General features: G+C 74.2%; 20 protein-coding genes and 1 pseudogene. 6 read left to right on the forward strand and 15 right to left on the reverse strand.

Going from position 1 to position 24,943, the window contains the following annotated elements; all coding sequences use genetic code 11:
- The first annotated feature begins 36 nt into the window (after window positions 1–36).
- Window positions 37–414: a DUF742 domain-containing protein gene (locus ACGFIA_RS15170; RefSeq protein WP_030501200.1), complete on the forward strand. Its 378-nt coding sequence runs from the start codon at window positions 37–39 to the stop codon at window positions 412–414.
- Window position 415: 1 nt separating this feature from the next.
- Entirely contained in the window at window positions 416–1,009 is a 594-nt protein-coding gene (locus tag ACGFIA_RS15175; RefSeq protein WP_269702284.1) for an ATP/GTP-binding protein, read from the forward strand.
- Window positions 1,010–1,132: 123 nt separating this feature from the next.
- On the opposite strand, the gene ACGFIA_RS15180 is transcribed toward ACGFIA_RS15175, so the two are convergent.
- The 3 genes from ACGFIA_RS15180 to ACGFIA_RS15190 all read right to left on the reverse strand — a co-directional run bounded on the left by ACGFIA_RS15180 (window position 1,133) and on the right by ACGFIA_RS15190 (window position 5,868).
- Entirely contained in the window at window positions 1,133–2,353 is a 1,221-nt protein-coding gene (locus ACGFIA_RS15180) for an ABC transporter substrate-binding protein (protein ID WP_393260378.1), read from the reverse strand.
- A gap of 121 nt (window positions 2,354–2,474) precedes the next feature.
- Entirely contained in the window at window positions 2,475–4,871 is a 2,397-nt protein-coding gene (locus tag ACGFIA_RS15185; protein WP_393260381.1) for a transposase, read from the reverse strand.
- Between the two features lie 40 nt (window positions 4,872–4,911).
- Window positions 4,912–5,868 (reverse strand): DNA primase, encoded by a 957-nt coding sequence (locus tag ACGFIA_RS15190; RefSeq protein WP_357473038.1) that lies wholly within the window; start codon window positions 5,866–5,868, stop codon window positions 4,912–4,914.
- 145 nt (window positions 5,869–6,013) lie between these two features.
- Here ACGFIA_RS15190 and ACGFIA_RS15195 point away from each other — a divergent pair, with 145 nt between their 5' ends.
- On the forward strand, window positions 6,014–6,355 hold the full coding sequence (locus ACGFIA_RS15195) for a helix-turn-helix transcriptional regulator (protein WP_354864763.1): 342 nt from the start codon (window positions 6,014–6,016) through the stop codon (window positions 6,353–6,355).
- Window positions 6,356–6,433: 78 nt separating this feature from the next.
- On the opposite strand, the gene ACGFIA_RS15200 is transcribed toward ACGFIA_RS15195, so the two are convergent.
- From ACGFIA_RS15200 to deoC, 10 genes are all read right to left on the reverse strand, one after another.
- On the reverse strand, window positions 6,434–7,117 hold the full coding sequence (locus ACGFIA_RS15200; protein ID WP_393260385.1) for a permease prefix domain 1-containing protein: 684 nt from the start codon (window positions 7,115–7,117) through the stop codon (window positions 6,434–6,436).
- A 61-nt stretch (window positions 7,118–7,178) separates the two neighbouring features.
- On the reverse strand, window positions 7,179–8,960 hold the full coding sequence (gene cydC / locus ACGFIA_RS15205) for a thiol reductant ABC exporter subunit CydC (protein ID WP_393260473.1): 1,782 nt from the start codon (window positions 8,958–8,960) through the stop codon (window positions 7,179–7,181).
- 91 nt (window positions 8,961–9,051) lie between these two features.
- Window positions 9,052–10,731: a thiol reductant ABC exporter subunit CydD gene (gene cydD, locus ACGFIA_RS15210; RefSeq protein WP_393260388.1), complete on the reverse strand. Its 1,680-nt coding sequence runs from the start codon at window positions 10,729–10,731 to the stop codon at window positions 9,052–9,054.
- Window positions 10,728–11,735: a cytochrome d ubiquinol oxidase subunit II gene (locus tag ACGFIA_RS15215; protein ID WP_393260391.1), complete on the reverse strand. Its 1,008-nt coding sequence runs from the start codon at window positions 11,733–11,735 to the stop codon at window positions 10,728–10,730. Before ACGFIA_RS15215 ends, cydD begins: the two co-directional genes overlap by 4 nt.
- An 11-nt stretch (window positions 11,736–11,746) precedes the next feature.
- Window positions 11,747–12,994, reverse strand: a complete 1,248-nt coding sequence (locus tag ACGFIA_RS15220) for a cytochrome ubiquinol oxidase subunit I (protein ID WP_393260394.1) — start codon at window positions 12,992–12,994, stop codon at window positions 11,747–11,749.
- Between the two features lie 103 nt (window positions 12,995–13,097).
- Window positions 13,098–14,003 (reverse strand): M56 family metallopeptidase, encoded by a 906-nt coding sequence (locus ACGFIA_RS15225; protein ID WP_393260397.1) that lies wholly within the window; start codon window positions 14,001–14,003, stop codon window positions 13,098–13,100.
- A gap of 10 nt (window positions 14,004–14,013) precedes the next feature.
- A complete protein-coding gene (locus tag ACGFIA_RS15230; protein WP_357381498.1) occupies window positions 14,014–14,472 on the reverse strand; it encodes a BlaI/MecI/CopY family transcriptional regulator in 459 nt (152 codons plus the stop codon).
- A 50-nt stretch (window positions 14,473–14,522) separates the two neighbouring features.
- Window positions 14,523–15,347 carry an aldehyde dehydrogenase family protein gene (locus ACGFIA_RS15235; protein ID WP_393260400.1) on the reverse strand — a complete coding sequence of 275 codons (825 nt, stop codon included), beginning with the start codon at window positions 15,345–15,347 and terminating at the stop codon, window positions 14,523–14,525.
- Entirely contained in the window at window positions 15,340–16,770 is a 1,431-nt protein-coding gene (locus tag ACGFIA_RS15240; protein WP_393260403.1) for an aldehyde dehydrogenase family protein, read from the reverse strand. The genes ACGFIA_RS15235 and ACGFIA_RS15240 overlap by 8 nt, the downstream gene beginning before the upstream one ends.
- A gap of 5 nt (window positions 16,771–16,775) precedes the next feature.
- Complete coding sequence (deoC, locus tag ACGFIA_RS15245; protein ID WP_357381505.1) at window positions 16,776–17,735, reverse strand: deoxyribose-phosphate aldolase; 960 nt, start codon at window positions 17,733–17,735, stop codon at window positions 16,776–16,778.
- Window positions 17,736–17,871: 136 nt separating this feature from the next.
- Between deoC and upp the strand changes: the two genes are divergently transcribed.
- Both upp and ACGFIA_RS15255 read left to right on the forward strand, forming a co-directional pair.
- Entirely contained in the window at window positions 17,872–18,504 is a 633-nt protein-coding gene (gene upp, locus ACGFIA_RS15250; RefSeq protein WP_393260406.1) for a uracil phosphoribosyltransferase, read from the forward strand.
- 98 nt (window positions 18,505–18,602) lie between these two features.
- A pseudogene (locus ACGFIA_RS15255) lies at window positions 18,603–19,276 on the forward strand (GPP34 family phosphoprotein).
- 86 nt (window positions 19,277–19,362) lie between these two features.
- On the opposite strand, the gene ACGFIA_RS15260 reads toward ACGFIA_RS15255, so the two are convergent.
- Both ACGFIA_RS15260 and ACGFIA_RS15265 read right to left on the reverse strand, forming a co-directional pair.
- Complete coding sequence (locus ACGFIA_RS15260; protein ID WP_393260409.1) at window positions 19,363–21,027, reverse strand: phospho-sugar mutase; 1,665 nt, start codon at window positions 21,025–21,027, stop codon at window positions 19,363–19,365.
- 49 nt (window positions 21,028–21,076) lie between these two features.
- Window positions 21,077–23,089 (reverse strand): protein kinase, encoded by a 2,013-nt coding sequence (locus ACGFIA_RS15265; RefSeq protein ID WP_357478949.1) that lies wholly within the window; start codon window positions 23,087–23,089, stop codon window positions 21,077–21,079.
- Between the two features lie 203 nt (window positions 23,090–23,292).
- On the opposite strand from ACGFIA_RS15265, the gene ACGFIA_RS15270 reads away from it, so the two are divergent.
- On the forward strand, window positions 23,293–24,876 hold the full coding sequence (locus ACGFIA_RS15270; protein ID WP_393260412.1) for a methylmalonyl-CoA mutase: 1,584 nt from the start codon (window positions 23,293–23,295) through the stop codon (window positions 24,874–24,876).
- The last annotated feature ends 67 nt before the right edge of the window (window positions 24,877–24,943 follow it).

The following is a 24,943-nucleotide window of genomic DNA, read 5'->3' on the forward strand; positions in this document are numbered from 1 at the left end:
GAGCCGGTGCCGGGTACGAGGGAGGTGAGCGGCGAAATGGCGGATCGTGACGAGCCGACCGGAGCGTTGGTCCGGCCGTACGCCGTTACCCGCGGTCGTACCCGTCCCCGGCTCGACATCGCCCTGGAGGCGCTCGTCGAGACGACGGTGCGCGGCCGAGCGGTTGCCACTGGCAATGGTGGCCACGGTCGTGAACACCAGTACATCGCCGCGTTGTGTGACGGACGTGTGCAGTCGCTCGCCGAGATCGCGGCGCGGATGCAGCTTCCGCTCGGCGTGGCCCGGGTGCTCATCGCCGACATGGCGACGGACGGCCTGGTCGCGGTCCACGAGCCGACCATTTTGGACGACTCCGACGACGCGGTGGGCACTGAACTGCTGGAGAGGGTGCTGAGTGGACTTCGCAGGCTCTGACATGTCGCACCGGCCGCCGGCCCAGAGCGGCCGCGTGACGTCGGCGAAGATCGTTATCGCCGGTGGGTTCGGCGTCGGCAAGACGACGCTGGTCGGCTCGGTCTCGGAGATCACGCCGCTGACCACCGAAGCGATCATGACCTCCGCCGGTGTCGGCGTCGACGACACCCGGCAGGTGCCGGGCAAGACGACGACCACGGTGGCGATGGACTTCGGTCGTATCTCGATCGACCGTGACCTGATCCTGTACCTCTTCGGTACGCCGGGTCAGACGCGGTTCTGGTTCATGTGGGACGAGTTGGTCCGTGGTGCGATCGGCGCTGTGGTGCTGGTCGACACCCGGCGGCTCGCCGACTGCTTCGCCGCCATCGACTTCTTCGAGCACCGGCGGCTGCCGTACCTGGTGGCCATCAACTGCTTCGACGGCATGCAGTACCACGATCCGCAGGACGTCCGGGACGCGCTGGCGATCTCCCGCGACGTGCCGGTGGTGCCGTGCGACGCCCGTAACCGGGAGTCCACGAAGCACGTGCTGATCTCGCTGGTCGAGTACGTGCTCACCATGCGGCGCTCGCGGGCCGTCGCGCCCGCCTGACCGACGCGCGGAAGCGCCCGGCGGCCTGAGGCCACCGGGCGCTTCCTGGCGTCTGGGGACGGACACGGTACGCGATCACCCGGTGACCCTCCAGGCAGGACGGTCGCCGGGTGGCGTCTCCGGTCAGGCGTACCGGGTCCAGGTGCCCCGGAACACCTGGTACACGGCGAGCGAGTCGGGCTCCATGCCGCCGTGCCGGTCGGCGCTGAACGCGTACCCGCCGGCGATGCCCTCGACGGTCTGCGCCTGGAGTAGGGCACGCAGCCGGCCCCGGTCCAGGCTCGTCGCCATCCGCGCCGACGTGGCGAGGAGCTGGAGCGCGTCCGAGGCGTACGGGGCGAAGTCCGGGCTGACGCCGTGGCGCTGCGTGTAGCGGTTGACGAAGTCCCGGCGGGCCAGCTGCGCCGTCGTGGTGGCGGTGGCCGCGGAGACGTCCAGGCAGGCCGGGTGCACCGCGTACGCGTCCTCCACGGCGGCGGCGTTGGCACCCTGCACGGTGTCGTCGGCGACCGCCCCGGCGTCGAAGAAGATCGGCCCGCGGTGGCCGGCGGCACGTAGCTCCCGCGCGGCGACTCCGGAGTCGGGCGCGGTACCCCAGACCACCACGCCGTCCCGCTGGCCCCCGGCGACGCGCTCGGCGGCGGCACGGAAGCGCCGACCGGTCGCCGGCAGGCGTACCGTGCGGACCAGGTCGGTGGTGCTGTCGGCGAGCGCCTCCCGCATCGCCCGCACACCCGAGTCGCCGTGCATCCCGTCGGCGGCGAGCACCGACACCCGCCGGATCTTCTTGGACTCGAACAGCTCCACCAGGCGCCCGGCCATGTCCACGGCGTCCGGGGTGAGCTTGTAGGTGAACGTGCGTTCGTCCAGCGGCTGCACGATGCGGTCACCGTAGCCGAGTGACAGGAAGGGCGTCTTGACCCGCTGGGCGGCCGCCGCGAGGGCCATCGAGGTCTCGCCGAGCACACCGCCGATCAGCGCCTGGGCGCCGACCCGGGTCAGATCGGCGGCATGGCGCGCGGCGACCTCGGGATTGCTGCCGTTGTCCAGGATCTGCAGCCGGACCGATCGGACCAGGTTCCCGACCGGTACGCCGGCGCGGTTCAGCGAGTCGGCGGTGAGTTGCAGGGCCTGCCGCTGGGCGGCACCGAGCAGCGCCCCCGCGCCGGTCAGCTCAAGACTCGCCCCGACGATCAGGTCCTGGTCGGCCGGCGCGCTGCTGGACGGGCCGTCGTCCGGCCGCTGGCCCTGCGGCGCGCAACCGGCGAGCAGCAGGCTCCCGGCCGCGGCGGCGAGGACACCCCGCCGGGTGAGCACAGTGGAGTCGAACGCCGGTGTCGCCAATGGAATCGCCTTCCCACCCCGGCGAACAGGCGCCGCCGCTGGTCCGCCGGGTATGTTCCCGGCCGGTCCAGCCCAGCGTCAAATCGCCCCGGTGTGGGATGAAACACCCGGCGAGCCCGGGTCAGGAGCGGTAGCCCGCCGAACGGTACTCGTATTCCCGGTCGTCGTCGCGGTCACCGGTGTCGCGGGTGAAGTCCCAGCCCCCGGCCGCCTCACGGCCCGGACGGCCGCCCACGGCGAAGCCGCCGATCTCCTGACCGCGCCGCCACCCCCGGAAGTAACCGGTGGTGTTCTCGGCGAGGCTCGCCGCGTTCCGGACGATGCGCAGTGGACGCTCCTCGCGCAGCGGGGAACCCGGCACCAGGTTGGCCTGCGGTACGCGCTTGGGCAGACCGGCCTTGGTCTCCGCGCCGACGGCCGGGCGGGCCGCCTGCTCGGCCGCCTGCCAGCCGGTGTCGGCGGTGGTCGACCAGTCCAGGTCGGCCTCGTCGCCGTGCCCGACGAACCAGGCGGACTTGGCCTGCGCGAAGATCAGCAGATCGCCGTCACCCTCGTCGGAGACCGGCGGCGGCCGGTGCTCCTTCGGCGCGGGACGCCGCTCGGGTGCGGCGGGCAGCGGGACCCGGCCCGGGTCGCCCTGGTCGACCAGACGCAGCGGGGGCGTCTCCAGACCGGGGCTCATCTCGTCGCGCAACGCGCGGTCGGCGAGCGGCGGCGGCTCCACCAGCCGCAGCATCGGCGGCTCCTGCGGCAGGTCGTCGGCGAGCCACGGCGGCGTGACGCGGCCCGGGTCGCTCGGCGCGTCCACGCCTCGCCCGTACGGGTAGGTGGTGCCCTCCCGCTCCCGCGCGGCGTCGTCCTCGTTGTTCACGAGCGGCCAGTTCGCCCGGGAACCCGGCGGAGCCGCCTCCGGCGCGGGCGGGCGCGGGGCCGGCACCGGGATGCTCAGGTCGGTGGCGCTGAACCCACCGGTCGGCGGTTCCTGGTGCTGGTTGGTCTTGGGCCGGGGCGGGATGACGGTGCGCTGCCGCTCGGCCCGGGCCTTGTTGATCGCCGCGGTGGTGAGCGTCGGGCGGAACGGCTCGCCGGCCTCGGCCGGCGGGACGGCGCCACGCGGGGAGGGCGCGATCGGCGTGATGCCCGGCGGCGGCGGGGGCGGCGCGGAGACCGGCCGGTTGGTGGGGCCGTCCACCCGCGACGGCAGTGGCGCGCCGGTCGGCTCGGGCCGTGCCGGGGGAGCAGACGCCGGCCGGCCCAGTGCGGCCGCCGGAGCGACGGGCGTGACCGGGGCCGGGGCGACGGGCGGCGGCGTCACCGGTGCGGGCGCGACAGGTGGCGGGCCGAGCGGCCGGGGTGTCGTCGTGGCGGCCGGACCGGACACCGGCTCCGGGCGGCTGCGCCGCCCACCGGGGACCGGCTCGGGACGGCCGCGACGGCCGGCCGGCTCGGGTGCCCCGGCCGGCTCGGGACGACCGTGGTGGGGCTCGGCGGCCGGGCCGGGCTGGAGGGAGCGCACCGGCCGAAGGTCGGCCGCCGACGTCGAGGCCAGCTCGTCGACCTGCTCTCCCCGTCGGGCGGCGGCCCGGCGGCCGGTCGCGGGAGTGGGAGCGGTGCGTTCGGCGAGCGCGCCGACGAGCGCGTCGCAGCCGGCGTCACAGGTCCGGACCGAGGCGACGGCCTGCCGTACGGTCTCGGCGACGGCCGCGGTGAGCGTCCGGTTCACGGTGGCCCGCCGGGGCGTCTCGGAGATGGCGACGCGCAGCGCGGTCACCGCGTCGGAGACGGCGTCGGCGTCGGCCACCCCTTCGCCGGCCAGATGGGCGACCACCGCGTCGGCGGTCAGCCCGCCGTCGCGGCCGCCACGGGCCGCGGGGCCGGTGAGCGTGCCCGGTTCGGGCAGCGCGTCGAGCACCGCCAGGGCGACCCGGTCGGCGGGGTCCGGATAGGCCCGCAGCGCGGCCGGATAGAGCTCGCGGAGCACCTCGCGCAGCGTCACCGCAGCGGAGTGCCGGCCACTCGCCAGCGCCGCGTGCGCGGCCAGGACCTGCGTGTATCCGGCGAGTTCACGCGGGGCCGGGAGGGTAACCGCGGAGAGCGCGCCGGCCTGGAGCGCGCGGGCCAGCCCGACCGCCCGGCGCTCGGCGGGCGGGGACTGCATCTCCTCCAGGGAGTCGTCGTCGGCGAAGCGCTCGGCGAAGTCGTCGACCGAGTCGTCGTCGGCGATCGCCAGCGGCCGGCCGGCGGCGCTCAGCAGCGAGGTGACGATGTGGTCGTCGCTGTCGGCGGCGATGGCCGCCCCGCTCGGACCGCCGGACCGCTCCACCAGCAGCGCGACCAGCCGGGCGTAACCGGCGGGATCGTCACCGATCTCGCAGACGTGCAGCAGACGGCCTGCGTCGTCGACCACAGCGGACGTCAGCGTCGTTCCGGCCGAAGCCGTTCGGTCGGCCGGATCTGCCGAGGCCAGACCGCAGTACACGCGCACGAGCGCCACGGCGTCGTCCTCCTCCCGGGACACAGGTCTTGCACTGCCAGAGACTGATGCTCCCCGCTCCGGGTCAGTCGCGCCAGTCCACAACCGCAGAGATCTTCCCGACAATGGTGCGCCAACCGAGACTTGCGGTTTGTGCCCCGATTTTCTTCAGCCGGCGACGACCCAGGAAACCACCGACGCCACCGTTCACGGAAGCGCGCAGCGCCTCGTCCAGGTCGTCCAGGCTGGAGCCGGCGGAGAGCATGTCCAGCACCGCCGGTAGCCGCAGGGCGTACGCCAGGTCACGGGCGATCTCACCGGCTTCGATCAGCAGCTCGTGGTCCCACGCGTCGTGGCCACCGCGCAGGTTCTCCACCACCAGGTCGAGCTCGTAGGTGTCCTCGTCCAGCGGGGCGATGTCGGCCGGCTCCAGCCGTTCGGACAGTTCATTCCAGCTGTCCAGCTGGGACATGTCGTTCGGCGCACCGGAACGGATGAAAGTGACCAATGACTCGGGGGTCTTGAACAGCAGGAGCCGGCCCTTGTGGGTGAGGAAGACCGGCACCTCCTCGTCGCCCGCCTCGTCCTCGTCCGCGTCCTCGTCGTCTTCGGCCTCGTCGTCGGCCTCGGCCGCGGCCTCGTCGTCCGAGGCGTCGGCCTTGCCCTTGCGGCGGGACTTGGCGTCCTTCTCCTCGTCCTCGTCGTCCTCCTCGGCGGAGAGGGCGGCGAACTCCTCGTCGAGGATCACCACCTCCTCGTCGTCCTCGGTCTCGACGACCTGGCGGCGGGCCAGGAACGGGTCGTCCTGGTCGCGCTCGACGACATCGGTCGGGGTCAGCTCGCGCGCCTGCCGGTACGCCCGCAGCGTGAAGCCGGTGCCGGCGGGCAGGGCGATCTCCACCGGGTCGATCCGCACCTCGTCCCAGAGCGCGCGGTCGGCCGGCGGGCGGTCCTCCTCGGCCTCGTCGGCCGCGACGGCGGCGTCGGTGTCGTCGAGCTCGGGCTCGTCGGCGTCGGGCCGTTGGGGCGACTGGCGGGCCACGCTGACCTCCGTGTGCGTTCGGGTTGCCCACCCGGCGGCGTCGCGCCGCCGAGTGACTCTGGGCACATACCCTAGTGGGCGACCGTTCCGGCCGGGAGGTGCACCCCATGGCGTCGCGGCGGGCCGACAAGTAGCGTTGCTACACATGAAGGCGCAGGCGCTGCACGGACACCTGGACGCGCTGCTGCTCGCGGTGCTGGAACGGGGCGCGCTGCACGGCTACGCGATCATCGAGGCGTTGCGCGCCCGCAGCGGCGGCGCGCTGGACCTGCCCACCGGCACCATCTATCCGGCGCTGCGCCGGCTGGAGCGCGCCGGGCTGGTGGCGAGCACGTGGAGCACTGTGAACGGCCGGGAGCGCCGCACCTACGAGCTGACCGAGGCCGGTGGCCGGGCGCTCGCCGGGGAGCGGGCCGGCTGGCGTGAGTTCAGCGCCACGGTCGGGCGGTTCCTCGGCGCGGACGAGCCGCCCACGGCGCCGGCCTGACCGCGCCCGGCCGTGTCCCGGCCGGTCGGGAGTGGCAGGGGGGGGCAGGCCGGGAACGGTCAGGCCGTGGCCGGCGGCTCAGCCGGCCAGCCGGCGGTCGGCGAGCACCCAGCAGCGGGCCGCCCGGGCCAGCGCGAACCAGGCCGCCGAGACCACCACCATCCCGATGATCATCGGCGGCCAGGTGAGCGCGGCGTCCCACAGCCCGAGCGACCAGCCGAACAGCGCGCCTCCGGCGGCCGCGCCGAGCAGCAGGCTGCCGGTCAGACCGAAACCGATCAGCCGGGCCGGGTGGGCGAGCCGTGCCGTTCCCCACCGGGCGACGAGCGGACCGGCCAGCAGAGCGGCGAGCGCGAGCGCGGCGACCACACCCCAGATGACGTTCAGGGCGGCGGAGAGCAGCAGATAGGCGGCCGGCGGTGGGGGACCGCCGCTCCAGCTCGACCCCTGCCAGGTCAGGTCACCGGTGGCCAGGAGCACCACCGCCACCACGAGCGTGCGCAGCGCCAGCCCGCGCAGCGCGCCGGCGGCCAGCTCGGCCTGGAAACCCGGCACGAGCTGGGCGTCGCTGCCGAACTCGGCGACCGCCCGCCGCTGCGCCTCCGTCGGCGGCAGGCCCCCGTCCCGGTACGCCTCGACGGCGTCCTCCAGCGCGTGCCGCGCCTCGGTCAGCAGGTCGGTCTTGAGCCGGCCCGGCCCGTGCAACCGCGTGGACAACTCGTGCAGCCGGCGGTCGACCACCGCCTCCTCATGCACCCGCATGCGGTAAGCCTGCCATCGACGGCCGACACCCGCGTCAGGGAAAACCCCGACCGGCCGGGTGTCAGGGCGTGATCGCCAGGTAGCCGCGCTCGGCCGCCTCCTGGCGCAGCCACTGCTCCCGGTACCAGCCGGGGCGGGCCACCAGCTCGTCGTGCCGGCCGCGCTGCACCACCCGGCCGCCTTCGAGCACCACGATCTCGTCCAGCCCGGCCAGGCCGCTGAGCCGGTGGCTGATCAGCAGCACCGAGTGCCCGGCCGGGGTCGCGGCGAGTGCGGAGTCCAGCACGGTGTCGGCCGCCGCCGGGTCGAGCCCTTCGGTCGGCTCGTCGAGCACCAGCACCGGCGGGGCGGCCAGCAACGCCCGGGCCAGCGCGAGGCGTTGCCGCTGCCCGCCGGAGAGCTGCCCGCCCTGCTCACCGACCACCGTGTCCCAGCCCTCGGGCTGTTCGCGTACCCAGTCGAGCAGGCCGGCCGCGCGGGTCGCGGCCGCCAGGTCCGCCTCGGTGGCGTCCGGACGGCCGAGGAGCAGGTTCTCCCGGACGGTGGCGTGGAAGACGTACGCCTCGGCGAGCAGGCCGCCGACGACCCGGGGCAGGTGCTCGGCCGGGATCTCGGACACCGGCACGCCGCCGGCCGTGACCCGGCCGGTGCCGGGGCGCACCGCGCCGGTGAGCACCGCGGCGAGCGTGCTCTTGCCGGCGCCGCTCGGCCCGACCACCGCCACGCGCCGGCCGGCCGGCAGGTCGAGGTCGAACCCGTCCAGCGCGGGGGCGGCACCGGCCCGGTAGCGGACCGTCACGTCGGCGAACCGCACGTCGTGGCCGTCGACAGTGGGCTCCGGCGCGTCCGGTGGCGTCGCCGGACCGGGCTCGGTGAGCAGGTCGGCGACCCGGGCCAGCCCAGCCCGCAGTTGGGTGCGCTGGCGGGCCGCCGCGACGAGCGCGAGTGCCACCTCCACGGCGGCGAGCGAGCCGACCGCGAGGACGCCGACCAGCACGCCGCCGACCCCGGCCCGCAGCGCCACGACCACCACCGCGGCGGAGGTGAGGCCGCCGACGAGGACGCCGAGCGCGTCCACCGCGAAGCCGGTCGCGGCGAGCCGGCGTTCCAGCTTCGCCAGCCGGGCGCCCCGGTTCCCGGCGGCGGCGAGCGCGGCGCCTGTCGCACCGAACGCGGCCAGGTCGGCGGCGCCGTGGGTGAGGTCGACCGCGTCGACGGCGAGCGCGCCCCGCAGTGGGGCCACCTCGTCGGCGGCCCGGCGGGTGATCCGGGTGGCGAGCGCTGGGAGCGCCACGCCGGCCACCAGCAGACCGATTGCGAGCACACCGGCGGCCGGCGGTGAGATCAGCGCGGCGACGCCCACGGCGAGCACGCTCACCAGTGCCGCCGCCGCTCCCGGCACGAGGACGCGCAGGAGCAGGTCCTGGGCCGCCTCCACGTCGGAGACCAGCCGGCTCAGCGCGTCCCCGGTACGCCGGCCGGTGTCGCGCCGGGCGGCGAGCGTGGCGAAGACGCGCGCCCGTACGTCGGTGATCATGCGCAGGACGGCGTCGTGCCCGGCGAGCCGTTCGGTGTACCGGAACACGCCCCGGCTCACGGCCAGTGCCCGGACCGCGACGATGGCCACCGTCAGCCTGTCCAGCGGCGGCCGGCCGGCGGCGCTCATCAGCAGCCAGGTGGCGGTGGCCATCAGCGCCAGACCGGCGAACTCGGTCGCCGCGGCGAGCAGTCCGGCACCGAGCAGCCGGCTCAGGTACGGCCGGGCCAGGCGCAGCACCGCCCGCTCGGCACCCGGCCGGGCGGGTGCGGGCGGCTCCGGCGCGCCGGAGGGCGTCACCGGCACACCGGTCGGCCCGGCGGGCTCGCGGCCCACCGGCGTCACGCCGTCGGCGGCGGTCACCGGGCCACCGCCGGGCGGGCGGGGGAGACGGGGATCATCGGGGCACCGCCGGGCCGGTGGTGGTCGGGTGCAGTTCGGTGACCCGGCCGTCCTCGACGCGCAGGATCCGGTCGGCGTCGGCGAGCAGTGCGGGCCGGTGCGCGACGAGCAGCGCGGTACGCCCGGTGACCAGCCGCCGGGTCGCGTCCAGCACGATCGCCTCGCTGGCGCTGTCCAGCCGCGCGGTCGGCTCGTCGAGCAGCACGATCGGCGCGTCCCGGAGGAACGCGCGGGCCAGCGCGACCCGTTGCCGCTGGCCGCTGGACAGGCCGTGGCCGCGTTCGCCGAGGCGGGTGTCCAGCCCGTCGGGCAGCGCGTCGACCACCTCGTCCAGCGCGGCGCCGGTGACCGCGGCGGCGAGCGCGGCATCCGGGGTGTCCGGTGCGCCGAGGCGGATGTTGTCGGCGAGCGATCCGGCGAACAGGTGCGCCCGCTGCGGCACCCAGGCCAGCTCGCGCCGCCAGGCGTCGAGGTCGACCCCGGCCAGGTCCACGCCGTCGACGGTGACCCGGCCCGAGGTCGGTGCGACGAAGCCGAGCAGCAGGTTGAGCAGCGTGCTCTTGCCGGCGCCGCTGGGCCCGATGATCGCCACGCGGTCGCCGGGCCGGATGGTCAGCGTGACGTCGCGCAGCGCCGTGGTCCGGTCGTACGCGACGGTGACGTCCTCGAAGCGGATCTCGCCCCGGCCGCGCGGCGCGGGCCGGCGGGGCTCGTCGGCGGTGGGGGTGTCGGTGGCGGAGAGCGTGAGCGCCTCGTCCAGCGCGGTGAGCCCTTCCATGCTGGCGTGGAACCGGCTGCCGGCTGCTCGCAGCGGCAGGTACGCCTCCGGCGTGAGCAGCAGCACCAGCAGCGCGGTGGAGAGCGTGAGGCCGCCGCCGAGCAGCCGGATGCCGACCGGCACCGCGACCAGCGCCACGGAGAGCGTGGCGACCAGCTCCAGCACCAGCGCGGACAGGAACGCGATCCGGAGCGTCTTCATGGTGGCCTGGCGGTGGCCGTCGGCCATCCGGCGTACCACGTCGACCTGACCCCGGGACCGGCCGAACGCGCGCAGCGTGGGCAGCCCGGAGACCATGTCGAGGAAGTGCCCGCCGAGCAGCGACAACCGCCGCCACTGCCGTTCGGTGGCGGCCTGGGCCTGCCAGCCGAGCAGCGCGCCGAAGATCGGGATGAGCGGGATGGTGAGCGCGATGATCAACGCCGAACTCCAGTCGGCGAACACGATCCGGGCCAGCACCGCCACCGGCACCGTGACGCTCAGCACGAGCTGCGGCAGGTAGCCGGTGAAGTAGGGGTCCAGCGCGTCCAGGCCGCGCCCGGCCAGCGTGGCGAGCTGCCCGGCCCGCTGACCGGCGACCCAGGTGGGGCCGTGCCGGCCGACCGCGCCCAGCAGATCGGCACGCAGCGCCGCCTTGACCGTGGCGGCGGCCCGCGCCGCCACAGTGCCCTGCGCCCAGCTCACCAGCGCCCGCCCGGCCACCGCGGCCACGAACCCGGCCAGCGCCGGCCGGTGCAGCCGTCCGTCGAACGCCGTCGCCAGCAGCGTCGCCAGCGCGGTGGCCTGAGCGATCACCAGCAGCGCGGTGAGCCCGCCCAGCACCGCGAGCACGGCGAGGTCGCGCCGGGCCGCGGGGACCCGACGCAGCAGACGCGGGTCGAACGGGCGGCGGTTCACCAGTACACCGGTGCCCTGCCGTCGATCCGTCCCCGGAACACCCACCAGCACATTGCCTGAAAGCCTAGTAGGGCCGGCAGGAGCGGTAGCGCGAGCCATCCCAACAGCGCCAGCGTGGGGCGGCTGGCGGCTGCCTCGGCCACCGTCAGCGACGCCGCCGGGTCGGCGGTGGAGACCAGGATCCGGGGCCAGAGCGCGGCCCCGATCAGCGGCGCCGGCAGCGCCAGCGCCGTCGCGGTCGCCGCGAAGGCCACCAGGGCCCGGCCCCGCCGCAGTGCCGCGCGGGCCGTCAGCAGCGCCGCCACGAGCGCCAACGGCAGGAGTACGGCCACCGCCGGCCGCGCCACCGCGGCGCGTACCCGATCGGAGAGCAGGCCCAGGACGGTGGCGGAGCCGACCGCGACGAGCGCGGCGGGCACCAGGCGGCTCGCCAGCCGGGCGAGCGCCGGTGCCTCGATCGTCGGCAGCCGGAGCGTGAGGAACGTCGCACCGTGCACCGCCACCAGCGCGAGCAGCGCCAGCGCGGCGGCGGCGACGAACGGAGTGGCGAGATGACCGACACCGACCACGTGGCCGTCCGTGCCCACCGGCAGGCCCTGGAGCAGCCCGGCGAGCAGCGCGCCCCAACCCAGCGCGGCGAGTACGCAGCCCGCCACCACCACCCGGTCCCAGGCGGCGCGGGCGCTGGCGGAGACCGGGCGGCTGCGCAACTGCACCCCGGCGGTCACCAGCACCACACCGGCCAGCGCGGCGAGCACGGCCGGGTAGAAGCCGGAGAGCAGTTCGCCCTCCAGCCGTGGGAACGCGCCGAACAGGATGCCGACGGCCGCCACCAGCCAGACCTCGTTGCCGAGGAAGAACGGCCCGAGCGCGGCGAGCGTGGCCCGGCTCCCCGGTGCCGGGCCGCGCCGGGCCAGCAGCAGGCCGACGCCGTAGTCGTAGCCGCCGAGCACGAGATATGTGGCGAAGAAGAGGCCGAGCAGGGCGTACCAGGCGAGTTCCACGGCGGGCTCCCTCAGACGAACACGGACTGGTGGTGGGCGTCGGTGTCGGGCGCGGGCGGGCGGCCGAGCGCGGGATCGTGCGCGCCCCGGGCGGCGTGCCGGGCCAGCAGCGTCCAGTTGGTCACCGCGAGCGCGCCGAGCAGCAGACTGAACCCGATCAGCGAGGTGAGCATCAGCCCTGGTGAGACCGGCGAGACGGCCTGCGCGGTGGGCAGCAGCCCGTACGCGGCCCAGGGCTGGCGGCCCACCTCGCGGGCGATCCAGCCGAGCAGCATCGCCACGAAGGGCAGCGGCAGGCCGAGCAGGATCAGCCAGAGCGGGACCCTCAGCCGGATGATCCAGTCCCGCCAGAGCAGCGGCAGCAGGAGCCAGAGGGCACTGAGCGTGAAGCCGATCAGGATCATGAAGCCGAGACCCACGTTCGACAACACCGGCGGTTCCCAGTCGCCGGGGCCGAACCGCGCGGTCCAGTCGGCGACGAGCGCGTCCCGGTCCGGCCCGCCGCCGAACTTGGTCGGCTGGAGCTGAGCGACCGGACCGAACTGGGCGAAGCCGAAGCCCTGGAGCATGCTGACCGCCAGCGCCGCGGTGACCAGGCCGAGCCGCAGCGAGGTGCGGAAGAGCGCGTAGTCGCTGGTGCGCCGCAGCAGGTGCCAGGCGCTCACCGCGGCCATCAGCATGCCGCCGGTGACCAGGCTCGCCGAGATGACGTGGCCGAACGCCATGCCGAACGTGGGGTTGGTGAGCAGCGCGCCGAAGTCGGTGAGGTGGGCGACGCCGTCGCGGACCCCGTACCCGACCGGGTTCTGGAGCCAGGCGTTCGCGACCATGATCCAGAAGGCCGAGGCGTACGCGGTGATCGCCACGCCCCAGAGCAGCGCCAGGTGCACGCCGCGCCGCAGCCGGTGCCACCCGAAGATCCACATGCCGAGGAACGTGGACTCCAGGAAGAACGCCACGAGCGTCTCGATGGCCAGCGGCGCGCCGAACACGTTGCCGACGTAGCGCGACAGCCCGCTCCAGTTCAGCCCGAACTGGAACTCCACCACGATGCCGGTGGCGATGCCCAGCACGTAGTTGATCACGTAGAGCTGGCCCCAGAACCGGGTCAGCCGCTCGTACACCGGCTTGCCGGTCAGGTAGCCGGCCGTCTGCAACCCGACCAGGAGCGTGACCAGGCCGAGCGTGACCGCCACGAACAGGAAGTGGATCGAGGTGGTGGTGGCGAACTGGAGGCGGGCGAGGAGCAGCGGGTCCACTGTCGTCCTCCCATGGGTTGGCTCTCTTGTCGTAGCCAACCTACACGTAGCATCGCTACCTATAGGGGTGCGCGAACCCGGAGAAGTCCCGTAGGGGTCGGGGTCAGCTCAGGAACAGGGCGAACGGCAGGGAGACGAGCGTGCCCGCGACCGCCAGCGCCATCGCGCCGAGCATCCGCGGCGGGCGGTCCGCGTCGAGCAGCCGCTGCACGCGTACGTCCAGGTCGCGGTCGCCGAGTCCGAGCGTGCCGGCCGGGTGCACCCGGTGCTCGGCGGCGGCGAACCGGCGCAGCGCCCCGGCGAGCGGCGCGTCCGCGTGCAGTTCCCGGGCCTTGTCGTCGGCGCGCATCTCGACCAGCAGCGCCACCCGCGCGTGCGCGTCCCGCACCCACTGGAACCAGGGCAGCGCCCGGCACAGCGCGGTGAACGGCAGCAGCACCAGGTCGTGCCGCTCCTGGGCGTGTGCCCGCTCGTGGGTGAGCACCGCCGCCAGCTCGGCCGGATCGAGCAGATCGAGCGTTCCCGCGCTCACCACCACCCGGGGCCGCACCCCCGGCAGGCAGTACGCCGCCGCGCTCGGGTGGTCGAGCACCAGCGCGCCCGGCACCGTCGGGTCGTGCCGGGCCACCAGGTGCAGCAGCTCCCGGTGCCGGCGCTGGGCGCGTACCGCGCCGTGCAGGCTGCGTACCGTCGTGGTGAGCAGCACCACGCCGATGCCGAGACCGACGCCCACCAGGCTGAGGTGCACCGCGCCCACCCCGGCCGGCAGCGTGCCGTGGGCCAGGTCGTCGGCCAGCGCCAGCAGCGCCCACGCGGTCGCCCGGTCGTACGCGTCGAGCCCCAGCGCCATCGGCAGCCCCATGGCCGACAGGCCGAGCGCCAGCCCGACCGCCTGCCAGCAGACGATCGCCACCCGGGGCGCCCGCCAGGTCCAGCGCGCGACGGCGAGGACCTGCGCGGTCAGCCAGCAGGCCAGGATGATCGCGGCGAAGTGCAGGGCGTACGCCACGGCAGCCGCCCTACCGGTCCGTCGCCTCGTCGAGCGCCGGCCGGCCGGGCCGGGGATCCTCGACCCGGCCGACCGGTCCGTCCTCGACGGTCGCGGGGCCGGTCGCTCCGGCCTCGGCGCTGAGCGCGGCGCGGAGGACGTCCGCCTCCGTGCCGGTCACCGAGCGGGCGAAGCGCACCAGCGCGGCGTCCCGGCTGCCGCCGAGGTCGAGGGCTTCGAGCATGAGCTGGGCGATGTGTGCCTCGCGGGTGGCGGCGGGACGGTAGCGCCAGGCGCGACCCTCCCGCTCACGCTGCACCATGCCCTTGCCGGCGAGCCGGTCGAGCACTGTCATCACAGTCGTGTAGGCGAGTTCGCGGCCGTCCAGGGCGTCGGCGACCTCGCGCACCGTCACGCCGCCCGACGAGGCGGGTGCCGCGTCCCACAGCACGTCCATCACCGCACGCTCAAGGTCCCCCAGCCGAGTCACCCGGCAATCCTACCCCCGGTAGTAGATCCCTTCCGACCCCCGGCGTGCGGTCAGACGCCCTTCGGGTGCCAGACCGTCTTGGTCTCCAGCAGCATGGTCATCCGGGTGACGCCGGGGTCGGCGTACCAGTCGTGGCCGGCCGGCGCCGGCCGCAGCACCCGCTTCAGGTTCTCCGCCGCCCTGACCTCCAGGTCGGCCGCCAGCTCGGCGTCGGCGACGCCGGTCAGGTCGATCGCGTTCACGTCCATGTGCGCGGCGAGCGTCGGCACGGTCTCGGTCAGCCGGCCGGTGAGGATGTTCACCACCCCGCCGGGCAGGTCGGAGGTGGCGAGCACCTCGGCCAGCGTCACCGCCGCCAGCGGCGCCGCCGGGGAGGCGGCCACCACCACCGTGTTGCCGGTGACGATCGCCGGGGCGATCACGCTCACCAGGCCGAGCAGCGCGGGCTCCTCGGGGGCCACCACCGCGACCACGCCCGTCGGCTCCGGCGCGGACAGGTTGAAGTACGGCCCGGCCACCGGGTTCGCGCCGCCGTACACCTGGGGCAGCTTGTCGGACCACCCGGCGTACCAGACCCAGCGGTCGATCGCCGTGTCCACCTCGTCGGCCGGGACGCCCAGGGCGACGAACTGCTCGCGCCGGCCCTCAAGCATCTCGGCGACCCGGTAGAGGATCTGACCCCTGTTGTACGCGGTCGCCCCGGCCCAGCCCTTCACCCCGGCGCGGGCGGCCACAACCGCGTCCCGCGCGTCCTTCCGGGAGGCAAGAGACACGTTCGCGGATTGCACGAGATACGACCGTCCCGACTCGCTGCGCGGGAACTTCCCGCCGATGAAGAGCTTGTACGTCTTGCGTACCGCGACCCGCTCAGACATTGAGGTACCCCTCCAGCCCGTGCCGGCCGCCCTCGCGACCGTAGCCCGACTCCTTGTAGCCGCCGAACGGCGACGTCGGGTCGAACTTGTTGAACGTGTTGGCCCACACCACGCCCGCGCGCAGCCGGTCGGCCACCCACAGGATCCGGGAACCCTTGTCGGTCCAGATCCCGGCCGACAGCCCGTACGGCGTGTTGTTCGCCTTCTCGACGGCCTCCGCCGGGGTGCGGAAGGTGAGCACGGACAGCACCGGGCCGAAGATCTCCTCGCGGGCGATCCGGTGCGCCTGGGTGACTCCGGTGAAGATGGTCGGCGCGAACCAGAAGCCGCGCTCGGGCAGCTCGCACGGCGGCGACCAGCGCTCCGCGCCCTCGGCGGACCCGGCGTCGGACAGCTCCCGGATGCGGGCGAGCTGCGCGGCGGAGTTGATCGCGCCGACGTCGGTGTTCTTGTCCAGCGGGTCGCCGACCCGCAGCTGGGCCATCCGGCGCTTGAGCGACTCCAGCACCCGGTCGGCCACCGACTCCTGGACCAGCAGCCGGGAACCGGCGCAGCAGACGTGCCCCTGGTTGAAGAAGATGCCGTTGACGATGCCCTCGACGGCCTGGTCGATCGGGGCGTCGTCGAAGACGATGTTGGCGGCCTTGCCGCCCAGCTCCAGCGTGAGCTTCTTGCGGGTGCCGGCCACCGCGCGGGCGATGGCGCGGCCGACCTCGGTGGAGCCGGTGAACGCCACCTTGTCCACGCCCTGGTGCTCGACCAGCGCCCGGCCGGTGTCACCGGCGCCGGTGACGATGTTCACCACGCCGGCGGGCAGGTCGGCCTGCTGGCAGATCTCGGCGAACAGCAGCGCGGTCAGCGGGGTGGTCTCGGCCGGCTTGAGCACCACGGTGTTGCCGGCGGCGAGCGCCGGGGCGATCTTCCACGCCAGCATGAGCAGCGGGAAGTTCCACGGGATGACCTGCGCGGCCACGCCGAGCGGCTTCGGGTCCGGCCCGAAGCCCGCGTGGGGGAGCTTGTCCGCCCAGCCCGCGTAGTAGAAGAAGTGCGCGGCGACAAGCGGCAGGTCGACGTCGCGGGACTCCTTGATCGGCTTGCCGTTGTCCAGCGACTCCAGCACGGCCAGCTCGCGCGAGCGCTCCTGGATGATCCGGGCGATCCGGAACAGGTACTTGGCCCGGTCCCGGCCCGGCATCGGACCCCAGAACTTCTCGTACGCGCTCCGGGCGGCGCGGACCGCGCGGTCCACGTCCTCGGCGCCGGCCTCGGCGATCTCGGCCAGCACCTCCTCGGAGGCCGGGTTCACCGACTTGAAACTGCCGCCGGAGGCCGGGTCGACGAACGCGCCGTCGACGAAGAGCCCGTACGAGGGCTTGATGTCCACCACCGAGCGGGACTCGGGGGCGGGTGCGTATTCGAACATCGCGTTCAGTCCAGGGTGAAGTAGTCGGGGCCGGCGTAGACGCCGGTCGTCAGCTTGGTGCGCTGCATGAGCAGGTCGTTGAGCAGGCTGGACGCGCCGAACCGGAACCAGTCCGGGCTCAGCCAGTCGGCGCCGGCCGTCTCGTTGACCATGACCAGGTACTTGATCGCGTCCTTGGTGGTCTTGATGCCACCGGCCGGCTTCACGCCGACCTGACGCCCGGTGGCGGCGCGGAAGTCGCGTACCGCCTCCAGCATCACCAGCGTCACCGGCGGCGTGGCGGCGACCGGCACCTTGCCGGTGGAGGTCTTGATGAAGTCTCCGCCCGCGAGCATGGCGAGCCAGGACGCGCGCCGCACGTTGTCGTACGTGGCCAGCTCACCGGTCTCCAGGATCACCTTGAGGTGCGCTGCCCCGCAGGCATCCTTGGTGGCCACGATCTCGTCGTAGACCTCCTGGTAGCGCCCGGCGAGGAACGCGCCCCGGTTGATCACCATGTCGATCTCGTCCGCGCCCGCCTCGACCGCCGCGCGCACGTCGGCGAGCTTGATCTCCAGCGGGGCCTGGCCGGACGGGAACGCGGTCGCCACGCTGGCCAGGTGCACGCCGCTGCCGCGCAGCACCTCGGCCACGTACGGGACCATCGACGGGTAGACGCAGACGGCGCCGACGTGCGGGCAGCTCGGGTCGGCCGGGTCGGGGCGCAGCGCCTTGGCGGCCAGCGCCCGCACCTTGCCGGGGGTGTCCGCCCCCTCCAGGGTGGTCAGGTCGACCATCCGGATCGCCAGGTCGATCGCCTCGGCCTTGGCGGTGGTCTTGATGGAGCGGGTGCCGAGTGCTGCCGCCCGCTGCTCCGCGCCGACCTGGTCCACGCCGGGCAGGCCGTGCAGGAAGGTCCGCAGAGCGGTCTCGGATCGTCCCAGCTCGGTGAGGTCCGACCGGGCCGACGTCGTTGTCGCCGTCATGCCCCGAATAGTACGCACCAGCGAGTCGGGTGATCTTGCTCACGAGCCATGGGTCGTGAGCGTCATACGTGAGCGGTGTCGCTGGTCGTACCGCACCCGCCCTGCGCCGCGCCGCCAAACGGTAGGTTGAGCGATCGTGGACGTACACGTCATTGACCATCCGCTCGCCCAGACGCGGCTGACCGCCATGCGGGACGCCCGGACCGACTCGTCGTCGTTCCGGGCCGCGCTGCGCGAACTCACCACCATGCTGGTGTACGAGGCCGCGCGCTCCTTCCCGGTCGAGAAGTACTCGATCCAGACCCCGGTTACCGCCACCGAGGGCAGCCGGCTGGCGAACCCGCCGCTGCTGGTGCCCGTGCTGCGGGCCGGTCTCGGCATGGCCGACGCCGCGCTCGGCCTGCTGCCCGAGTCGTCGATGGGCTTCGTCGGCCTGGCCCGCGACGAGCAGACGTACGAGCCCCGCGCGTACATGGAGTCGCTGCCGCGCGACCTCAGCGGACTGCCGGTGCTGGTGCTCGACCCGATGCTCGCCACCGGCGGCTCGCTGGAGCACTGCTGCCGGCTGCTCGCCGACCGGGGCTGCACCGACATCACAGTGCTCTGCGTGCTGGCCGCGCCGGTCGGCATCGAGCGGCTGGAGCGCTCCGGCCTGCCGCTGCGCCTGGTCACCGCCTCCATCGACGAGGGTCTGAACGACTCGAAGTTCATCGTCCCCGGCCTCGGTGACGCCGGTGACCGCCAGTTCGGCGGCATGCCCCGCTTCTGAGGCCGGTCCGGTGCGGGGGACGGCCCTCCGCACCGGGCGCCGGACCCACCCGGCGAGTCGATGCGCGGGGGTGCGGGGAGGCGCTAGCGTTCCGGGCCATGACTGGTGTTGCGCTCGCCGAGGAGTTGCTGCTCCTCGCGTATGACGACGAAACCGGCAAGGCCACCATGCCGCGGATCAGCCTGGACCTGGGCATGGCCGCCGCGGTGCTGGTCGAGCTGGCCCTGGCCGGACGGGTCGCGTACGCGGACGGGAACTTGGCGGTGGTCGACCCCGCGCCGACCGGCGAGCCGATCGCGGACGCCGTACTCGCCAAGATCGCCGCCGACACCCCGCACACGCCGTCGTCGTGGGTGCAGCGACTGCGGCACGGGCTGCGCGACCGGATCCTCTCCGACCTCTGCGAGCGGGGCGTGGTGCGGGACGTCGACGAGACCGAGCTGGGCTTCATCCACGTGCACCGCTACCCGGTGGCCGACGCCTCGGTCGAGGCGGACATCCGGGGGCGGCTCGCCGACGCGCTGACCAGCGGGCAGCTCCCGGACGAGCGGACCGCCGCGCTCGCCACGCTCGTCGCGGTGCTGCGGATGGAACCGGCGCTGGGGCTGACCGGCCCGGCCGCCGAGGACGCCGGCCGGCGGCTGGCGGAGATCGCCGCCGGGGCCGGGTTCTCCGGCACGGTGAGCCTTGACGACAGCGTGGTACGCCCGTCGATCAGCCTGGTCATCGCCGCGCTGGCCAGGCCGTCGACGCCGCCCTCGGCAAGCGGTAAGGAAGGGCCCCCTCTTAACGCCTCCGGTAGAGGAAGGGCCCCTTGTTAACGCCAGGCGTTAACAAGGGGCCCTTCCTTCACCGGGGTCAGAGGCCTAGGGCGGCGGCGATCTCGTTGCGCAGCTCCGTGACCGCGGCACGCGCTCGCTGCCGGGCCGCCGGCACGTCGCCGCCGCTCACCGGCTCCACCACCTCCAGGTACGCCTTGAGCTTCGGCTCGGTGCCCGACGGCCGGATCACCACCCGGGCCGCGCCGGTGCGCAGGATCACCACGTCCGCGTCGGGGAGCAGGTCGGACGCCTCGGTCACCGGCTGCCCGAGCAGCGCGGTCGGGGTGGCCGCCCGGATCCGCGCCATCGAGTCCGCGATCACCCGCAGGTCCTCCACCCGCACCGAGAGCTGCTCGGTGTGGTGCACGCCGAACTCGGCTGCGAGCTCGTCCAGCCGGTCGAGCAGCGTACGGCCCTCGGTCTTGAGACCGGCGGCCAGCTCGGCGACAGTCAGCGCGGCGGTGATGCCGTCCTTGTCCCGCACGTGCTCGGGGGCGACGCAGTAGCCCAGCGCCTCCTCGTAGCCGTACACCAGCGGCTCCCGGCCGCCGCCGGCCCGCACGATCCACTTGAACCCGGTGAGCGTCTCGTCGTAGGGCAGGCCCCGGGCCGCCGCCATGGCCCGGAGCAGCGCCGACGACACGATCGTGGTGGCGTACAGGCCGGTCACGCCGCGCCGCATCAGGTGGTCGGCGAGCAGCGCGCCCACCTCGTCGCCGCGCAGCATCCGCCAGGACCCGGCGTCGCGTACGGCCACCGCGCAGCGGTCCGCGTCCGGGTCGTTGGCGATGGCGAGGTCCGCGCCGGTGCGGTCGGCGAGCGCGACGAGCAGGTCCACCGCGCCCGGCTCCTCCGGGTTCGGGAAGCTCACGGTCGGGAACGCCGGGTCCGGCTCGGCCTGCTCGGGCACCACCCCGGGCACGCCGAACCCGGCGCGCGCGAACGCGGCGGTCAGCACCGCGGCGCCCACCCCGTGCAGCGGCGTGTACGCCACCCTCAGGTCCCGCGGTCCGGTCGGATCCACCACGGCGGCGGCCCGCTCGACGTACGCGGCCACGAGGTCGTCGCCGAGCACCTGACCGGCCGGGCCGAGCGGCACCGCCGCGAGCGGGCCGACGGACCGGATGGCCGCCTCGATCCCGGCGTCGGCGGGCGGCACGATCTGCGCGCCCGCGCCCAGCTCACCGCCGAGCCGTGCGCCCAGGTAGACCTTGTAGCCGTTGTCCTGCGGCGGGTTGTGGCTGGCCGTCACCATCACTCCGGCGACCGCGCCGAGCTGCCGGACCGCGAACGCCAGCACGGGCGTGGGCAGCGGCCGGGGCAGCAGCAGCGCCGGGCGGCCCGCACCTGTGGCCACCTGCGCGGTGCGCTCGGCGAAGGCACGCGAGCCGCGCCGGGCGTCGTACCCGATCACCAGCGGGCCCTCGCCGCCCTGGGCGGCGAGCCAGCCGACGAGCCCGGCGGCGGCCTGGGTGACCACGGCGAGGTTCATGCCGTTCGGCCCGGCGCGCAGCGGGCCGCGCAGCCCGGCGGTGCCGAAGGTCAGCGGACCGGCGAACCGGTCGGCCAGGTCGGCCGCCGTGCCGGGCAGCCCGTCGAGGACCGCGCGCAGCTCGTCGCGGTCGGCCGGGTCCGGGTCGTCGGCGAGCCAGCGCTCGGCCCGTACGCGAAGGTCGTCAAGGTCAGTGGTTTCCGCCGCCATTGCCTCATGAAAGCACGGCGGCGGATCACCACTGGCCGTCGGCCTCGACTCAGTTGGCCGCCGTGAGCTGGAACGAGCCGGCCATCGCGTCGAAGATCGGCTTGCTCTCGGCGAACCGCGCGTCGGTCGAGGAGAGGTAGAACGAGTAGACCTTGCCGTCCTTGACCAGGCCCCGCCAGATGCCGTGGCGCATGGACTCACCCTCGCCGCAGGTGTATTCGAGCTGGCCGCCGGTCTGCCCGGCCAGCGGCTGCTCGGAGACCGACACCTCGGTGTAGGGGGCGGGGCAGTTCTTGCTCTTGGCGCTGTTCTTCTTCAGGTTCCGCGACGCGAACTCGGCCCAGCTGATCGAGGTGCCGCCCCACGGCTCGGCGATGACCCGCACCTTGCGGCCCTCGTCCTCCGGGTCGACGTAGTCGACGTAGAGGCCGCCGGTCTGCCGCTGCCAGCCCTTCGGCACCTGGATGGTCACGCCCTTGACGGTCTGCTCCTGCATCTCCACCGGGGAGGCGGCGGCCGAGTTCGACGGCAGCGTGCCCACGATCGGCGGGGGCGCGTCGTCGCCGCCGCTGGTCAGCGCGATCACGCCCAGCAGCAGCACCACGGCGAGGCCACCGGCGGCGGCGAGCTGGACCTTGCGCGGCCACGCCTTCACCCGGCCGAGCAGCCCCTTCGCGCCGCCGCCACCGGCGGTGTCCGGGGCGGTGGACGGGGTGGTCCACGGCTGGCCGGTGCCGGGCACCGACCACTGGTTGCCGCCGTAAACCGGCTGGGTGGCGTCGACGGTGCGGCCGTACGTGGCCGGCACGGCGGTGGGCACCGCCTGGGTCGCGTCCGCGGCGCCCTGGCCGAGCCGGACCGTGGCGTCCGGCGAGATGCGCTGGGTGGCCTCCGGCGTGCCCGGCCCGGACATCGCGCCGGTCGGCGTGTGCAGCGGACCGGCCAGCGCGTCGGCGCTCGTCTCGTCCAGCGCGGCCGCCGTCGCCGGCTTCTCGGCCGTGGGCCGCTCACCGCGGCGCAGCGCGGCGAGCCGGTCGGTGAGCGACTCTTCCGGGCCGATCATCGCCCGGCCGCCGATCTGCCCGCTCGGCTTCGGCTCCGCCGCGATCGCCGGCGGCGTGGTCGGGCGCGGCACCGGCACCACCGCGTACGGGTCGGTGACCGAGTTGACGGCGGTGGCGGTGCTGGTCAGCGGCCCGGCGAGCAGTTCGCGCAGGTTGGCGCGGGCCCGGTGCACGTCCATCCGGCGGGCCGGGTCCTTCTCCAGCAGCCCCATCAGCACGCCGGTGAGCGGGCCGCTGCGCTGCGGCGTGGCGGGCGGGTCCTCGACCACCGCGTGCATGGTCTCGATCGGGTCGCCCTTGTCGAACGGTGGCCGGCCCTCGACCGCCGTGTAGAGCGTCACGCCGAGCGAGAACAGGTCGCTGGGCGGCCCGAACTCCTGGCCCATGGCCCGCTCGGGGGAGATGAAGTGCGGCGAGCCGAGCACCATGCCGGGCGTGGTGAGCTGCACGTCGGTGGGCATCCGGGCGACGCCGAAGTCGGTGAGGACGCAGCGGCCGTCGGTGCAGATCAGCACGTTCGCCGGCTTGACGTCGCGGTGCAGCACGCCGATCGCGTGTGCCACCTCCAGGGCGCCGAGCAGCGCGATCCCGATCTTGGCGACGGCGCGCGGCGCGACCGGCCCGTCCTCGATCACCATGTCGGCCAGGCTGCGGGCGTCCAGCAGCTCCATCACGATCCAGGGGCGGCCACCCTCGGTGACCACGTCGTAGACCTGCACCACTGCCGGGTGCTGGATCGCGGCGGCGGCGCGGGCCTCCCGCAGTGTCCGTTCGTAGAGCGCGTCGCGGTCGCTCGGGGCGAGCCCCGGCGGGAGGACGACCTCCTTGACCGCCACATCACGGCGCAGCAACGTGTCTGTGGCCCGCCAGACCGTGCCCATGCCTCCGTTGCCCACCGGGGAGCGCAGCGAGTAGCGACCACCGATGGTGGTGCCGGGCGCCGCGCGTCCAGTGGGAGGACTGGCCGGTCCGCCGCTCCACGTCGGAATCTGAGTCACAGAAAAGCCACCGGGGGATATCGAGGGGGCTGGGACACAACCCCTCTATCTTGCTGGTTCCGACGCCCGATGCGAAACCCGACGCGGCGGGCGTTTACCTACTCGACGGTATGTGGTCGCTCGCTCACCTCCGGTGGGACGCCGCCGTGAGGTGTGCGGTATCCCTCACCCACCAGGCGGTCTGCTCGTCCTACCATCCGGTAATGAGCGATGCGCGGTCAAGCGAGTCGGGTTTCCCGATCCAGGGCGTCTACACGGCGGCAGACCTTCCGGCGGACCTGGACGCCCGGCTGGGTGAGCCGGGCGAGTTCCCGTACACCCGCGGGGTCTACCCGACGATGTACACGTCCCGGCCCTGGACGATGCGACAGTACGCCGGGTTCGGCACCGCGACCGAGAGCAACGCGCGCTACCACCAGTTGCTGCGCGCCGGGACCATGGGCCTGTCCGTCGCGTTCGACCTGCCCACCCAGATGGGGTACGACTCGGACGACCCGATCGCGCACGGCGAGGTGGGCAAGGTCGGCGTCGCCATCGACTCCATCGAGGACATGCGCACGCTGTTCGGCGGCATCCCGCTGGACAAGGTCTCCACCTCGATGACCATCAACGCGCCCGGCTCGGTGCTGCTGCTGCTCTACCAGCTCGTGGCCGAGGAGAACGGCGTGCCGGGGGCGGCGCTCAACGGCACGATCCAGAACGACATCCTCAAGGAGTACATCGCCCGGGGGACGTACATCTTCCCGCCGAAGCCCTCGCTGCGGCTGGTCGCCGACACCTTCGCGTACTGCCGCGCCGAGGTGCCGAAGTGGAACACCATCTCCATCTCCGGCTACCACATGGCCGAGGCCGGCGCCACGCCCGCGCAGGAGGTCGCGTTCACCCTCGCCAACGGCGTGGAGTACGTCCGCGCGGCGCTCGCCGCCGGGCTGGCCGTGGACGACTTCGCGCCCCGCCTGTCGTTCTTCTTCGTGGCCCGCACCACGCTGCTGGAGGAGGTCGCCAAGTTCCGCGCGGCCCGGCGCATCTGGGCCCGGCTGATGCGCGACGAGTTCGGCGCGAAGAATCCGAAGTCGATGATGCTGCGGTTCCACACCCAGACCGCCGGTGTGCAGCTCACCGCCCAGCAGCCGGAGGTGAACCTGGTCCGGGTGGCGGTGCAGGGTCTCGGCGCGGTGCTCGGCGGCACCCAGTCGCTGCACACGAACAGCTTCGACGAGGCCATCGCGCTGCCCACCGAGAAGGCGGCCCGGCTGGCGCTGCGCACCCAGCAGGTGCTGGCGTACGAGACGGACCTGACCGCCACCGTCGACCCGTTCGCCGGGTCGTACGTGGTGGAGGCGATGACCGCCGAGGTGGAGGCGGCGGCCACCGAGCTGATGGACCGGGTCTTCGACCACGGTTCGGCGGTGGACGCGATCGAGGCCGGGTTCCAGAAGCGGGAGATCGAGCAGTCCGCGTACCGGATCGCCCAGGAGATCGATTCGGGCGAGCGTGTGGTGGTCGGCCTCAACCGGTTCCAGATCGACGAGGAGGAGCCGTACGAGCCGCTGCGGGTGGACCCGGCGATCGAGGCGGCGCAGGGGGAGCGGCTGGCCCGGCTGCGCGCCGAGCGGGACTCGGGCGCGGTGGAGCGGGCCCTGGCCGAGCTGCGTGCCGCCGCCGAGGGGGACGCCAACGTGCTCTACCCGATGAAGGAGGCGCTGCGGGCCCGCGCCACCGTCGGCGAGGTCTGCGGCACGCTGCGCGAGGTGTGGGGGATCTACCGGCCCAGCGACCGCTTCTGAACCGTCCGGCGGCGGCCCCGCCGCGCACTGCGGTGCGTGGCGTGGGCCGCCGTCGCGCGTGTGCGAT

Origin of the sequence: Micromonospora sp. NPDC049203 (assembly GCF_043197215.1) — a bacterium.
Lineage (GTDB): Bacteria > Actinomycetota > Actinomycetes > Mycobacteriales > Micromonosporaceae > Micromonospora.

Bases quoted from the DNA above. Each gene is read 5' to 3' on its own strand.
- ACGFIA_RS15170 (WP_030501200.1), top strand. From the start codon at position 37: ATGGCGGATCGTGACGAGCCGACCGGAGCGTTGGTCCGGCCGTACGCC.
- ACGFIA_RS15175 (WP_269702284.1), top strand. From the start codon at position 416: ATGTCGCACCGGCCGCCGGCCCAGAGCGGCCGCGTGACGTCGGCGAAG.
- ACGFIA_RS15195 (WP_354864763.1), top strand. From the start codon at position 6,014: ATGAAGGCGCAGGCGCTGCACGGACACCTGGACGCGCTGCTGCTCGCG.
- ACGFIA_RS15200 (WP_393260385.1), bottom strand. From the start codon at position 7,117: ATGCGGGTGCATGAGGAGGCGGTGGTCGACCGCCGGCTGCACGAGTTG.
- ACGFIA_RS15235 (WP_393260400.1), bottom strand. From the start codon at position 15,347: ATGTCTGAGCGGGTCGCGGTACGCAAGACGTACAAGCTCTTCATCGGC.
- ACGFIA_RS15240 (WP_393260403.1), bottom strand. From the start codon at position 16,770: ATGTTCGAATACGCACCCGCCCCCGAGTCCCGCTCGGTGGTGGACATC.
- deoC (WP_357381505.1), bottom strand. From the start codon at position 17,735: ATGACGGCGACAACGACGTCGGCCCGGTCGGACCTCACCGAGCTGGGA.
- ACGFIA_RS15260 (WP_393260409.1), bottom strand. From the start codon at position 21,027: ATGGCGGCGGAAACCACTGACCTTGACGACCTTCGCGTACGGGCCGAG.
- ACGFIA_RS15270 (WP_393260412.1), top strand. From the start codon at position 23,293: ATGAGCGATGCGCGGTCAAGCGAGTCGGGTTTCCCGATCCAGGGCGTC.